This is a genomic window from Candidatus Puniceispirillum marinum IMCC1322 (genome assembly GCF_000024465.1).
Lineage (GTDB): Bacteria > Pseudomonadota > Alphaproteobacteria > Puniceispirillales > Puniceispirillaceae > Puniceispirillum > Puniceispirillum marinum.
Genome location: NC_014010.1, coordinates 499,441 through 513,679, shown reverse-complemented (window position 1 = coordinate 513,679; position 14,239 = coordinate 499,441). Strand labels below are relative to the sequence as shown.

Genomic DNA, 14,239 nt, shown 5'->3' with positions numbered 1-14,239 from the left:
GGTGGTGGTGAGCCGTTTTTCCGCTTTTTTCTTCGGCCTTGATGGAAATCTTTGATGACTTATGAAAAATCTGTTTTGAATATTGCTATTGCCGGTCTAGGCGTCGTTGGCAGTGAAGTCGCTCGCCAGTTGATTAGACGCAACGACGCGCTGAGCGCGGCGGGCGGTAGCCGCTTGCAACTGGTAGCCGTATCAGCGCGAAGCAAGGATAGTGATCGTGGCTTTTCAATGGATGGTATCCAATGGGTGGATGATGCACGCGATCTTGCCAAAATTGATGATGTTGACCTTGTTATCGAGCTGATCGGTGGCAGTGAGGGTGTTGCACTTGATCTAACACGCGCGGCCTTAGCGGCCGGAAAACATGTTGTCACGGCTAATAAAGCGATGATTGCGCATCATGGTGGTGCGCTGGCAAAACTGGCAGAGGAGAATGAGGTTGCGCTGACCTTTGAGGCGGCAGTGGCTGGTGGCATTCCTGCCGTTAAGACATTGCGCGAAGGACTGGTAGCGAATGAATTTTCCCGCGTTGCCGGTATTTTGAATGGCACCTGTAACTATATTCTATCGCGCATGGAAAAAACTGGCGAGCATTTTGACGATGTGCTTGTTGATGCACAAAAGCTCGGCTATGCCGAAGCCGAACCAAGTTTTGACGTTGATGGCATTGATGCCGCGCATAAGCTGACCATTCTGGCGGCGATTGCCTTTGGTCATACACCACATTTCGAAGCGGTCAAAATAAGCGGCATCCGTGATGTGTCGGCGGTTGATTTTGCCTATGCCCGCCAGCTTGGATTCCGTATCAAGCTTGTTGGTGTAGCTGAGCCAGGTCGTGTGCCACGGATGGAAACCTGTTTATTGCCGTTATCAAGCCAGCTGGCTAAGGTTGATGGTGTTTTGAATGCTGTTGCCTATGATGGTATGCCGATTGGCAGCGTCTTATCAGTTGGCCCTGGCGCGGGGGCAGGGGCAACAGGATCAGCCGTATTAGCTGATGTGATCGATGTTGCGGCCGGACGCGCCTGTTTGCCGTTTGGCCGCCCGATGGCCGCGCTTAGCGATGGCAGCAAGGCCAAGAATGGTAATGGCCCTGATACAGCCTTTTATATCCGTCTGACGGTGATTGACCAGCCGGGTGTTCTGGCCGATGTGACAAGAATTCTGCAAGAACATGATATTTCCGTAGAGTCGCTTGTCCAGCAGGGGCGGGCACCTGATGATGTTGTGGCACTTGCCATGACAACGCATGAATGCCCTGCATCGGCGCTAGAAGCCGCTTTGAGCGCGCTTAGTGCGCTTTCCTGTGTGAAGGCGTCACCGGTATCCATGCCGATTGTACCAAGCGAGCAGGAGGGGTAATGACGCCTGACGCATGCCTTGGAATCACGCAGTCCGCAAGCGATGCCCGTTGGGACCATATCTCCGCATCATTAAATGCACATGATACCGATCGATATACGGCTGGCTTGCAAGAGCATTTTGCCGATATGCCATTGCCGATTGCCCGTATTCTGGCTTCGCGTGGTATCAGCGCAATCGAGGTTGAAACGCTGATTGATCCGCGTTTGCGCGATCTTTTGCCTGATCCTTCGCGCTTTAAGGATATGGATAAGGCGGTCGCGCGTATTGCCGACAGTGTCGAGGCCGGAGATGCGATTGGTATCTTTGGTGATTACGATGTTGATGGCGCATCGGCAGCGGCGTTGTTTGTGAATGTCATGCGGGCGCTGCATATCGAAACATTTGTGCATATTCCCGATCGTTTCAAAGAGGGCTATGGCCCGAACGCCAATGCGCTGACTCGCCTGCAGGAAAAAGGCGCGTCTTTGCTGTTAACCGTTGATTGCGGTATTTCTGCGCATGCACCGCTTGCCGCCGTTGCCGATAGTGGCATGGATGTGATTGTGATTGATCATCATATAGCGGGTCCAGAATTACCGCGTGCGCATAGTGTTATCAACCCCAACAGGCTTGATGAGGATGGTCGTTATGGCCATTTATGCGCCGCTGGTGTCTGTTTTATTGTTCTGGTCGGGGTGCTTCGGGCTTTGCGCCAGCGGGGCTTTTTCGAGGATCGTAAGGCGCCTGATCTGTTGCAACAGCTTGATCTGGTGGCATTGGCCACCGTGTGTGATGTTGTGCCGTTGACCGATTTAAACCGTGCCTTTGTAGCGCAAGGGCTTAAAATCATGGCAAACCGGCATAATCATGGACTTGCCCGTCTGGCCGATGTGGCCGGCATGAATAGCGCACCGAATCCCTATGCACTGGGATTTCTGATTGGCCCGCGTATCAACGCGGCGGGGCGGATTGGCGTATCTGAACTTGGGGTCAAACTATTGTCCTGTCAGCGTGAAGATGAAGCCATCGGGCTTGCCGCACGGCTGGATGAAATGAATAAAGAACGGCGTAGCATCGAAGACGATATACGTGCCCATGCCATGGATCGGGCCAGTGCGCAAAGTGATAACCATGTTCTGGTAGTTGGAGATGAGGCGTGGCATGAAGGCGTGATAGGCATTGTTGCCGGACGCCTGAAAGACCGTTTTGCCAAGCCCGCCTGTGTGATTGCTTTTTCCCCCGATGGTTTGGGCAAAGGTTCGGCACGCAGTATTCCCGGCTTTGCGATTGGTAATGCGATTATTGCGGCGCATCAGATGGGGCTTCTGGAAGGTGGTGGCGGGCATGATATGGCGGCTGGTTTTTCCATTATGAAAGACAAGCTTGCCGCATTTCAGGCCTTTATGAATCAACGTCTGCTGGATGATCTGAAAGGTGAAATCCCGAAAGTGTCGCATAAAGTGAGTGCGTTGCTGAGCGTTGCCGGATGCCAGCCTGAAGTATCTGACTGGCTGGATAAATTAGGCCCGTTTGGCAGTGGAAATCCAGAACCACGTTTTGTGCTTCCTGACTGCCGCATCAAGAATATCCGTCTGGTTGGTGACGCGGGAGCGCATGTTTCATGCCGTCTTGATGATGGAAGTGGTACCGCGCTAAATGCGATCGCCTTTCAAGCGGGTGGGGCACCCATTGGCCAGTTGCTGCAACAAGCCGCTGATGGGCGTTATTTGCATATATTGGGTAAATTACGCCGCGACCGCTATCGTGGCGGCCGTGCCATGCAGATTGAAATAGAGGATGTGGCCACGCCCGCACTCGCATTTGGACGGTCATAAAACGGCTGAAAACCAATGTGACAGTGGGTTTTTGAAGGTTACATAACGGTTTATACATTTATTTGGCTGTTTGGCGCGAAATCGGCTTGATTTGGCCGCGTTATTTGACTAATACAACCTCACTTGCCTTTATGTCCCGTTCGTCTAGAGGCCTAGGACACCGCCCTTTCACGGCGGCAACAGGGGTTCGAATCCCCTACGGGATGCCAAGTCGTTTAATACATTAAATCAATAGTTTATGAACCATCGACCTTTGCTGGCCGGGGGCGTTTTTGCGTTTGGGGCAGGTTTTGGAGAAAGTTTGATTACAAAATAACGATGATAGAGACGATATTAAGCGTCTATTTATCGGCGCTTTTGCGCTTCATAAACCGTTTAATACAAATATATAAAGCCAATACCACCAAAGCCAGAATCAACGTATCGCTTTGAGAGACTCGCTCGCCACTAAACAAAGCCTTAATCGTACTTATTATGTCCATTAAAATTCCCTAGATAATTTTATAGGTTACTTTCTGCCAAACAAACGATCTTTTTAGATCACCCTGACAAATACTATCGCATGGTTGTCTATGAATATGAAAGCTTTGAAGTTTATGAAAAATGTGAGCAGATTAGCAAAGCGCACTATAAAGTCGTTGATTCCCCATCATTAAATACCCAAGAAGTTTACGCCGTAACGGTTGATAAGACACCAGCCTAATAATATTGTCATTTATTCTCATATTGGGCAAAATTACGTTGATTGCGCCCCATGATATAATTGCCTGCGGTGATTGGCGGATAGGTGCTAATGTCGGCGTCTGGGTCAAAATCCCGCGGGTCAACGATGGCATCACTTGCCGGATCACAGAAAATTGGAATCGAAAACCGGCTTTTATGCGCACGATTCAACACCCGATGTTTTGTCGAGATGAGTACGCCATTCGTCCAGCGTTCGAGTAGATCACCGATATTGCAAACCAGCGTACCTTCGATTGGTGTGGCTTCAATCCAGTTCCCATCAAGCCTTTGAACCTGAAGGCCGCCCAAGTCATCCTGCATCAATATTGTCAGAACGCCAAAATCCGAATGTGTCGCCGCGCCAAATCTTTCGGCATCTATGTCCTCTTGGTTCAAGATGGGGTAATAGACCAATTGTCCACGACCTAGCGGTTTTTGATAAGCCGCCTGAAACATATCGGCGGATTGTCCTAGCCCGACCGCTAAAGCGGCCAGGAGTTTCCGGCTGAGATCAAGAACTGCTTCATAATAGGGCAGAATATCACGGCGAAGGAAAGGTGCGACATCATCCGGCCATTGATTCGGGTGCACCATGGGCAAGCCTGCGATGACATCAGGATCGTCATTAGCGACATCAAATCCCCAGAAAAACACTTCCTTTGCATCATAGGTTTTTGATCCTTCGAGATTGGCCATGCCCTGCGCCATCCAGCCGCGTTGATGCTGATCAACTTCGATGGTGCTTTTGTCTGATGATGGTAGGGCAAAGAAACGGCGCGATGCGGCAAAGGCCTTGGCACATATGTCTGCGGAAATGCCATGATTGCTTATGTAGAAAAAGCCAATCGTTTTTGCTGTGTGCACAAGTTCCCGGGCGATTTTCTGGCGCCCCTGATCGGTATCAATATCACTAAGATCAATAACCGGGATATCTTCAAAATTCACAAGGCCAGCCTTGGCATATCCGGGTGTTTTTATATCAGCCATAACGGTATCTCCATGAATTGGCCGTTACATAATTTCAATTATAATACGGTTTAACCATTTGTGCGTCGATTTTATGCAAAACTGTCAAAATATCATAAATTTCAATGCCAAATTCGGCTTTCAACGCGGCTTTATAGGGGGGCAGGTTAGTACATTCGAGCAATAAGGCGTCAATGGGTGTGTCTGAAATCATTTTGCGCACAAGTTCAATAAGTTCAGCTTCAGCGCGCTGGCTGTCCAGTTGGGGGGCATTCTGGGTGATAACCTGACGCAGATATGCGGTCTTTGGCAGACCAGCTATGGAACCGTTAAAGCCAGCTAAGGCGGGAGCATAAGCAGGCTGGGTGAGGGTGTTTGCATCAAAGGTCAAAATGCCAAGCCGTTGTCCATATTGTGCCTGCAGGCGCGGCATATCAGTTAAAGCCGAAGCAACAAAGGGAAGACGCGTTCGGCGGGCAAGATGTTTCTGCCAATAGCATAAAAATCCACAGGATGTGGTGATAACGTCATCATCCTCTGCGGTGCGGTCAATAAGATCAATCGCCGTTTCAAAACCACTGATATCCGTTTGGTCAGGATGATCAGTGACGATGGCTTTTACGGTGGCCGCAGGAATGGTCACGATTTCAATGGCACAGTCATAGCTATCAGGTGAAGCAACATCCCCAGGTAAACGCGGAAATGCTGTATCAAGTTGCAAGACTGTCAGTTTTGCCATAAGTGTCTCCGGCTATATCCGGTCTAGCTTGATGGGCTCTGACGCACATTATCCGGCAACCATGTCGCAAGCTCTGGCCATATCACCAGAATGATCACCATTAGCACCATCAGCAGAACCATTGGTATGGCGGTACGCGCGATATAGGAAATTTCATGTTTGGTCATGCCTTGCAGAACAAACAAATTGAAACCAATAGGCGGCGTCACCTGTGCCATTTCGACCACGACCACGACAAATACGCCAAACCATATCACATCGATGCCAGCTTGCCGAATCATCGGCTCGACAATTGCCATGGTCAAAACGACCGAGGAAATGCCATCCAAAAACATACCAAGGATAATGTAAAAGACCGTCAATGCGGCAATCAGAACGATTGGTGATAACTGCATTTCATCAATCCATCCTGCCAAGGCGCGCGGCAAGCCAGTAAAGCCCATAGATAAAGACAGGAATGACGCACCCATCAAGATGAGCGCAATCATCGCCGATGTGCGGGTAGCCCCCATGAGGCTGGACAGAAAGGTCTCCATCGATAATGACCGTTGCAAAGCTGCCAGCCCCAAAGCCCCGACAACACCTACAGCAGCAGCTTCGGTGGCTGTGGCCCAGCCAAAATACATTGACCCGATGACAAGGAATACCAACATAAGAACGGGAGCCAGAAACCGGCTGTCTTTAATCATTTGTGATAATGATATTGCTGGTTCGGCGGCAGGTCGTTCGGATGGCCGTAAAAAATGCCACGCTATGATATAGGTCATAAATAAACCCGCCAGAACCAGTCCGGGAATAACACCGGCCAGAAACAATTTGGTGATCGATTCATTGATCGATACGCCATAGACAATAAGCGTCAATGACGGTGGAATCATGAGCCCCAAGGTGGCAGCACCAGCCAAGGTGCCGATGATCATATATTCTGGATAACCACGTTGACGTAATTCGGGAATCGACATTTTACCCACAGTGGTCAAAGTCGCCGCCGATGACCCCGATACAGCCGCAAAAAGAGTACATCCGGCAATATTTGTATGCAACAAACCACCAGGCAACCAGCGCATCCATGGCGCCAACCCGCGGAACATATCTTCGGATAATCGCGTTCGGTACAGAATCTCACCCATCCATATGAATAGGGGCAGGGCGGTCAGTGTCCAGCTTGAGGCACCTGTCCAGATGGTCGTAATCATTGCATCGCCAGCAGGGCGCGAGGTGAACAGTTCCATCCCCACAAAGGCAACGCCAACAAGCGCAAGGCCAACCCATACGGAGCTACCAAGCATGGCAAATAGAACAAATAGGAAAATGCCGGTGGCATATAGTTCGGTCATTTAACTACTTCTCCCTTGATGGCGGTTTCACTTGTTACAAGCAGACGTATCAAATTGTCCCATAAGGCAATGGCCAACAGGATTGTACCAATCGACATAGGTATCTGTGGCACCCAGACCGGGGTAAAAATCAATTCATTACTGGTATTTGCCCATAATGTTGCCCATTCAGTTGGAAAGGTACCGGGCATTTTGAGTATCGATAAAATCCATTCGGGGATCTGATCCTGACCTTGTGTCCGGTCATTCAAAATTTCTGACATGAAATTCGTCTTTACCGCAAAACGGGCAAAATATGTGGCGATTACCGCCGCGATCAGCGTTGCAAAAGCATCCAGCCAAAGTCTGGTGTAACGGTTTAGATTCAATAGAATCGATACCCGGATATGGGCACCGCGACTCAGCGCATGCGCCAGTGCAAAGAATGACGTCGCGGCCATCGCATAGCCGGCAAATTCAGTCGAGCCTTCAAAGGGTATATTGAGCCAACGTGCCGCCATCTGCGCCATGATGATAACCAGTATTGTGATCATAAAAATGGCGGCAATGATGCCCGAGGCAAGATAAACACGATCCAGCATACGCCATACTGGTTTTAGCAGAGGCTGGATGCGGAAACGGGCAAGACGACAGAATAAAGCAACCATGGCAGGAAGGATGAACAACCAGAACCAAAGCGGCATTCCGAGTAATAGAGGCCAATTTGTCATAATTAAATCTATGCCCCCCGCCAATGGCAAGGGGCATAATCATTTCATCTTCAGTTACATTGACTTATAGGCGTCAATGATGGCTTGGCCATCTGCACCTGTCGAAGCGAGCCAGTCGGCCTGCATTTTTGCACCAATAGCCTTAAGTTCTCTAAGGAAATCGGCACTTGCATCTTCAACGCTCATGCCATTGGCCTCAAGCTGTTCGAAATACCAGTTGGCGAGTTCTGCCGACTTTGCAGAACAATCAGCACCAGTTTCGTCAGCCGCTTTCTGAATGGCTGATTTTGTGCTGCTATCGAGACCATTCCAAACACCTTTATTGACGATGACATAGTTTCGTGGCAGCCACGCATTCACCTTGTAGTAATGGGTGAGATGTTCCCACACTTTCCGATCATAGCCTGTTGAACCGGAAGAAATGAAGCTTTCAGCGACGCCTGTTGCCAGTGCTTGCGATAGTTCGGCAGCTTCAACCTGAACAGGTGTCATGCCAAGCTCTTTTGCAAAGGTTGCTGTCGCTGTATTATAGGAACGGAATTTTACACCTTGGGTGTCGGCAGATGAATTAACAGCCTTCTTGAAATAAAAACCCTGACCTGGCCAAGGGCAGGTGTAAAGGGCAACAAGGTTCAGACTATCAAGCTGGGCATTGACCTTGTCTTTGGCAGCAGCCCATAATTTGTTGTTATCTGCATATGTCGTTGCCAGAAACGGCAAGTTATCCCAGCCCAAAAGAGGCACCTCATTTGCATGTGCAGACATGAAGCGTTCACCAATTGGTGCCTGGCCAGTTTGAACAGCGCGCTTGATCTCACCACCTTTAAACAGGGAACCACCAGCATGCACGGTAATGTCAATATCACCATCGGTATAATCACGAACCCTATCAGCAAAGACCACACCCATTTCCGAATGGAAATTACCTGCGGCATAGGCCATGGGCATATCCCATTTTTCAGCTTGTGCGGCTACTGAAACCATTGTTGCACTAACAACGGCTGTAGCCATTATTGTTTTGACGTGTTTCATAATAATCTCCCTAATTAATTACAGGGCGTTTATTTTGTTTTCAGTGTGACTAAAAGACTTAGCCCTTTCTTAAAATTCGCGTCCATTAAGTATTTTTGTCAAGGCGGATGAGATCAATTTAATAGAAAAATATACTAAAAAAACAGGTTGATTGATTGTTTTTTGATAAAATTAGGCTGGTTATATTGGTTAAAAGCTGTCAAAAGTAAGCATGGGAAAAATCAAACAATCATCAGCTAAGGGTGCCTTTCTTTCGCTTGTTGGTTTTGGTTTATATTCAACGCATGACGTTGTTGTAAAATATCTTGGTGGCTTTTATACCCCGTTTCAAATCATGTTCTTTTCGGTGCTGTTTTCCTTTCCTCTGGTCACGCTTTATATCCTCAGAAATCCGCGCACAGGTAGCCTGTGGCCGCATCATCCTGTGCAGATGAGTATCAGGGTGCTGGCAACATCGCTGTCGGGTTTTTGTACCTTTTATGCTTTTTCGGTATTGCCGCTTGCACAGACATATGCGCTGTTGTTTCTGACCCCCATATTGATCACGGTTTTATCAATTCCCGTGCTTGGGGAGCGTGTTGGTCTGCATCGTGGATTATCAGTGCTTGTTGGCTTTATTGGTGTTCTAGTGGTTTTGCAACCAGGTGATGTGTCATTCACGTTAGGTCATCTGGCAGGTTTGGGCGGCGTTGTCGGCGCAGCCACCAATTCGTTAATCACCCGCAGAATTGGACAACGTGAAAAAATGGCTGTCATGCTACTTTACCCTATGTTGGGTAATTTTCTGATTATGGGTTCTGTTTTGCCGTTTGTTTACGAACCCATGCCGTTATTGCATCTTGGTAGCATTGCCATTCTGGCTCTTTTAGGGTTTCTGGCGATGTTTTTCATTGTCTCAGCCTTTCAAAATGCTAATGCGGCGATTATTGCCCCGATGCAATATTCGCAGATATTATGGGCCGGATTTTTCGGTTTGATACTATTTAGCGATCAGGTAACCATATCGCTGGTTGCGGGATCTGCTTTGATCATTGCTAGTGGTCTCTATATCGTGAAACGCGAATTGAGCCAAAAGCAATCATTGCAGCCGGTATTGTCCGAGGCTATTTTCCGCCCAGACAACGGATTACGCCCCCGCTTTGCGATTTCGCATAGCTTTTTCAAAAAGTTCAAGCGCGGCAAAAAGGACAAGCGCATAGAATAGAACTGGTGATATGAAAAATAGGGTTTGGTTTTAAGCATATGCAATCCATATTACGCTATTTCGGAAACATGCTTGCACGCTATTTGAGCAAACCAAAGCCAGGATATGAACGGTTTTCGGTTTTGTCTCAGGCGCAGTTAATGGCGACGTTACAACCTTGTGACCTATTGCTCGTCGAAGGCAATAGCCAGATAAGCACCGCGATCAAATATCTGACGCAGTCAACTTGGTCGCATGTCTGTCTGTTTGTTGGTGATAAAGACGGACAGGATCCATTGCTGGAGGCTGATCTGGTGAATGGTGTCTGTCGGGTGCCTTTGTCTAAATATGATGGGTATAATGTCCGTATCTGTCGTCCAGTTAATGTAACCGATGCGGATAAGCGCGCCTTGATCAATTTCGCCATCGAACGTATCGGGCATCAATATGACAGTAAGAATATTTTTGATCTAATGCGCTATCTGATTGCCACGCCCCCTGTGCCATCGCGCTATCGGCGTTCATTGATCGCTTTTGGCAGTGGCGATCCAACAAAAGCCATTTGTTCGACGCTGGTTGCGCAATCGTTTCAATCAATAAAATATCCCATTCTGCCGCGCGCTGTTGGAACGCAGAAGCAAACCCGCTTTTCTATTGATCAGCGTGTTATGCAAAAAAGACATTATAGCCATTTCACGCCGCGTGACTTTGACCTGTCTCCATATTTTCAGATTGTCAAACCGACGATAAGTCGTAAGTTCAACTATAAAGATATAAAATGGGATGAGTAGGTCTTAGATTTGTCAGTATTATTTGAAGAACTCGATTATCAGATGACCCCGCTAGGGCCACTATCGCTGCGCCGCCGCCGGCAGTTAAAGCTCGATAAAGATGTTGTCGAAGTCATTCTGAATGACGAGCATCTTATGTCGGATATGTTCACGGCGTCTGAGGTCGCCCTTGCCGAGCGCCCTTTATCGCGCATGACGCATGCTGCGCCTGATATTCTGATTGGGGGGCTGGGGCTTGGCTATACGGCACAGGCGGCGCTGGCTTTCGATCATGTAAAGTCAGTGACGGTTATCGAATATCTGGCTCCGGTCATTGCTTGGCATCAGCATGGCCTGCTTCCTATTGGCACCATGTTGGCTGAAGACCCGCGTTGTGATATTGTCGAAGCTGACTTTTTTGCCTGTGCTGCTGATGATAAGGGGTTTGATAAAGCGCATCCGCATCGCAGTTTTGACGGCATCTTTCTGGATATTGATCATACCCCCGATTTTCATCTGAATCATAGTCATGCTGGCTTTTATACCGAAGATGGCTTGCGCCAACTGGCCACATTTGTGAAGGATGGTGGTGTTTTTGCCTTATGGTCGAATGATGCTGCGGATGATACGTTTGTCGATCGTCTTGCAAAGGTATTTGCCAAAGCATATGCGGAAGATGTGGTGTTTTTTAACCCGTTGATGGAAACTGATTGTTGCCAGACAGTATATATTGCCGAAAAATAAAGCCGATCTGCATGTAATCTTTTTATTTGGGTCTGGATTTAAATTGTTTAGATTTATTACTGATAATAAAATGCACATTAGAGAAAATGATATAAGATAAGATGTTTTATGAGTCATAAAATAGGCGTTATTCCCTTTGATATAAGCGGTGATTGTATAGCGGTGATGTTTGTAACATCGCAGAACCGTGGTAGCTGGATCCTGCCCAAAGGTGATCTGAAAGCTAATGAAACGCATAAGCAGGGATGCAAACGCGAAGCCTTTGAAGAAGCTGGGGTAAGGGGTACGTTACTAACGGATTTTCCTATGACTGTGGTGATTGGAAAAAGCAACGGGATTAACGTTGAAAATGTTCTGGTTACCTATTACCCGCTTTTGGTCACCAAACAGGTCAATAAATGGCCAGAGGACCATAAACGTGAACGGCATTGGTCACCTCTGAACAAGGTGCATAAAATCACCGAACGCAATGATTATCTGCAACTGATCAAACAGTTTGATGCTATTGCACCGTGGATATTAGAAATTGCAAAACATAAAAAAGCGTTGCTGCAAGCATAGCTGACGCGGGGACCGTGATGGTTCATGCGCGCAAGCTTTGTTCAGGGAAATTTTTTGCCTTTGGTATTGTTAAAGTCGCTTTTAAATGTGATGGTAACATTGTTTAGGTGTTGTGGTACTTTTGCATGAAGCTTCACATACGTGGCCTTCTGGGTTTGTCTGGTGACAGCATAAAGTGTCTGGCGTTTCTGATAGCTTTGCTAACCAGCACGATAGCGCATGCCGAAACTGTTTTTTCAATTGAACCTCAGCAACTGGCAACCATTCCGCACGAGAATCTGTCGTTTCTGGAGGGAGTTGACCATACTGCCGCTTTATCGGCTTTGGAACAAGGCGACTGGTCTTCAACGTTGCAAAGCGATCAATCGATCGCAGATGGTTATTGGGTTCGTGTTCGCATTTTCAATAATACGGCAACCCAAGAGATCGGCATTAATCACAACTGGAACCGCGAAAAAAAGATTTTCACAACTAGCCGTCAGGGCGCAATCAGCTATCCCTATTGGGTATATGAGAGTGGTGACTGGATCGATGATGGTCGGATTTTAGGGCAATATAGGGTTCTGATGCCTATCGGTGAAGAAACCGTGCTTTACAGTTATTTTCGCAGCAATCCGTTTGACCGCTTTATGGGGCGGGTCAATGGCCTTGACCGCATGACGGTTGGGACATGGCAGGATGTGCAATTGCGCGAATTGTTCCGCTTTGCCAGCAACATCGTGTTCATGTCGGTGGCTTTTGCTTTTGGGCTTTATTATTTGTTCATTTATGTTGTTTCGAAAGGTAATTATCTGTGGCTGTCTCTTAGTCTGTTTCAGGCCACTGCCTTTGTGGGTCTGACATCATCAAATGCCATGTTGTTCGGGATTAACCGATGGGTATCGAATAGCGAATTCACCCTTGTCCTGAATTCAGCTTTATTTGCTCTGCTATTACAATTTTTCCGAAAATCGCTGGAATTGGACAAACAGTTTAAGCGTTTAGATAGAGTTTTTCTGGCGGTGATTGGCTTTTACGCCATTATGATTTTTGTCAATTTTGTCACCGCGCTGTCATGGCCGGGTGCATCAGAATTTGACTTGATTGCCTATCCACCTGACCGGCTTGGACCAGGTGTCGTCAAATTACAATATCTGGTTTTGCCATTTGGTTTATTGTTGCTGGCATCCGTTGGTATATCTGCCGTTTCTTGGTTCAAGGGAAGCAAGACCGGAAAATATATGTGTATGTCGTTCATGTTGCCGTTGCTGACAGTCCCCATTTCGATCATTGCCTATCTGATGTTCGGGTTCACATGGGTCACCATGCTGGTAGCCACAACAAGTGGCGGGTTATTGTTTTTGTCGATGTTTGTTACCTTTGGTTTTGCGGTGGCACAACAACTCAATGATCTTAAAGCTCTGGCTCTTGATCAGCAAATCCGTCTGACATCGGCTTATCAGCGTTTCGTTCCCAAGCAGCTGTTATTGAATTTAAAGAAAGACAGCATTCTGGATGTTAATCTTGGCGATCAGGTCGAGATTGAGATGAGCATTCTGTTTTCTGACATACGGTCATTCACCAGTATCTCGGAAAATATGACACCTGACGAGAATTTCAGTTTTGTGAATGGCTATCTGAAGCGCATGGGGCCGATCGTACGCGCGCATAATGGCTATATCGATAAATTTCTCGGTGACGGCATTATGGCTTTGTTTAATCGGTCTGCCGATGACGCGACAGCCGCTGCGGTGAAAATGCAGCAGAATTTGATCGTTTATAACAAAGAGGCCAAAGCACAGGGTAAGCAGAGTATCAATATCGGTATTGGCGTCAATACCGGCTCGATGATGTTCGGCACGCTTGGCGAGGCGGACAGGATGGAAGGGTCGGTTATCAGCGATGCTGTTAATTTAGCTGCCCGACTTGAAATGCTGACCAAGCTATATAAGGCAAAGGTTCTGATAAGCGAGGATAGCTGTTTGAAATTAACGCCCGGCTTATTTGCCGTGCGGATGATTGACAGGGTTGCGGTCAAAGGCAAGTCAGATGCGGTCAAGGTGTTTGAGGTTCTGGATGCTGAAGCTGATGACATCATGGCTTTGAAGGTCAGGAACAAGGCACGTTTTGATGAAGCTGTGACATTGTATCAGGCCCAGAATATTCATGAAGCGCAGACAATATTTGCTGATATCCATGATAATAATCCGGCCGATATGGTGGCACATTTATATGTTGAAAGATGTGAAAGTCTTTTGAGAGGTGGGTGGGACGCATCAACATGGGACGGCGTGAACAGGATGCAATCAAAATGAG

The 14,239-nt window shown here is 47.7% G+C and carries 12 protein-coding genes and 1 tRNA gene; 8 read left to right on the top strand and 5 right to left on the bottom strand.

Translation table 11 applies throughout. From position 1 onward, the window contains the following. Positions 1 to 54: 54 nt before the first annotated feature. From SAR116_RS02510 to SAR116_RS02500, 3 genes are all read left to right on the top strand, one after another. The gene (locus tag SAR116_RS02510; protein ID WP_013045358.1) at positions 55 to 1,362 is read left to right on the top strand and encodes a homoserine dehydrogenase; all 1,308 of its coding nucleotides are present in this window, start codon (positions 55 to 57) and stop codon (positions 1,360 to 1,362) included. Further along, positions 1,362 to 3,179, top strand: a complete 1,818-nt coding sequence (gene recJ, locus SAR116_RS02505; protein WP_013045357.1) for a single-stranded-DNA-specific exonuclease RecJ — start codon at positions 1,362 to 1,364, stop codon at positions 3,177 to 3,179. The genes SAR116_RS02510 and recJ overlap by 1 nt, the downstream gene beginning before the upstream one ends. Before the next feature lie 133 nt (positions 3,180 to 3,312). Further along, positions 3,313 to 3,388: transfer RNA gene (locus tag SAR116_RS02500), tRNA-Glu, on the top strand. 502 nt (positions 3,389 to 3,890) lie between these two features. Here the strand turns inward: SAR116_RS02500 and SAR116_RS02495 are convergent. The 5 genes from SAR116_RS02495 to SAR116_RS02475 are packed head-to-tail and all read right to left on the bottom strand — an operon-like array spanning position 3,891 to position 8,665. Then, on the bottom strand, positions 3,891 to 4,889 hold the full coding sequence (locus tag SAR116_RS02495) for an isopenicillin N synthase family dioxygenase (RefSeq protein ID WP_013045356.1): 999 nt from the start codon (positions 4,887 to 4,889) through the stop codon (positions 3,891 to 3,893). A 34-nt stretch (positions 4,890 to 4,923) separates the two neighbouring features. Beyond that, complete coding sequence (locus tag SAR116_RS02490) at positions 4,924 to 5,607, bottom strand: aspartate/glutamate racemase family protein (RefSeq protein WP_013045355.1); 684 nt, start codon at positions 5,605 to 5,607, stop codon at positions 4,924 to 4,926. A gap of 23 nt (positions 5,608 to 5,630) precedes the next feature. Continuing rightward, positions 5,631 to 6,944 (bottom strand): TRAP transporter large permease, encoded by a 1,314-nt coding sequence (locus SAR116_RS02485; RefSeq protein WP_013045354.1) that lies wholly within the window; start codon positions 6,942 to 6,944, stop codon positions 5,631 to 5,633. After that, positions 6,941 to 7,654 (bottom strand): TRAP transporter small permease, encoded by a 714-nt coding sequence (locus SAR116_RS02480; protein WP_013045353.1) that lies wholly within the window; start codon positions 7,652 to 7,654, stop codon positions 6,941 to 6,943. The genes SAR116_RS02485 and SAR116_RS02480 overlap by 4 nt, the downstream gene beginning before the upstream one ends. Before the next feature lie 54 nt (positions 7,655 to 7,708). After that, the gene (locus tag SAR116_RS02475; protein WP_148212337.1) at positions 7,709 to 8,665 is read right to left on the bottom strand and encodes a TRAP transporter substrate-binding protein; all 957 of its coding nucleotides are present in this window, start codon (positions 8,663 to 8,665) and stop codon (positions 7,709 to 7,711) included. Between the two features lie 232 nt (positions 8,666 to 8,897). Between SAR116_RS02475 and SAR116_RS02470 the strand changes: the two genes are divergently transcribed. From SAR116_RS02470 to SAR116_RS13140, 5 genes are all read left to right on the top strand, one after another. Then, on the top strand, positions 8,898 to 9,890 hold the full coding sequence (locus SAR116_RS02470) for a DMT family transporter (protein ID WP_013045351.1): 993 nt from the start codon (positions 8,898 to 8,900) through the stop codon (positions 9,888 to 9,890). A 38-nt stretch (positions 9,891 to 9,928) separates the two neighbouring features. Continuing rightward, on the top strand, positions 9,929 to 10,660 hold the full coding sequence (locus tag SAR116_RS02465) for a YiiX/YebB-like N1pC/P60 family cysteine hydrolase (RefSeq protein WP_013045350.1): 732 nt from the start codon (positions 9,929 to 9,931) through the stop codon (positions 10,658 to 10,660). A 9-nt stretch (positions 10,661 to 10,669) separates the two neighbouring features. Then, positions 10,670 to 11,383 carry a polyamine aminopropyltransferase gene (locus SAR116_RS02460; RefSeq protein WP_013045349.1) on the top strand — a complete coding sequence of 238 codons (714 nt, stop codon included), beginning with the start codon at positions 10,670 to 10,672 and terminating at the stop codon, positions 11,381 to 11,383. 108 nt (positions 11,384 to 11,491) lie between these two features. Further along, positions 11,492 to 11,944 (top strand): NUDIX hydrolase, encoded by a 453-nt coding sequence (locus SAR116_RS02455; protein WP_013045348.1) that lies wholly within the window; start codon positions 11,492 to 11,494, stop codon positions 11,942 to 11,944. Between the two features lie 125 nt (positions 11,945 to 12,069). Continuing rightward, a complete protein-coding gene (locus SAR116_RS13140) occupies positions 12,070 to 14,238 on the top strand; it encodes an adenylate/guanylate cyclase domain-containing protein (RefSeq protein ID WP_013045347.1) in 2,169 nt (722 codons plus the stop codon). The last annotated feature ends 1 nt before the right edge of the window (position 14,239 follow it).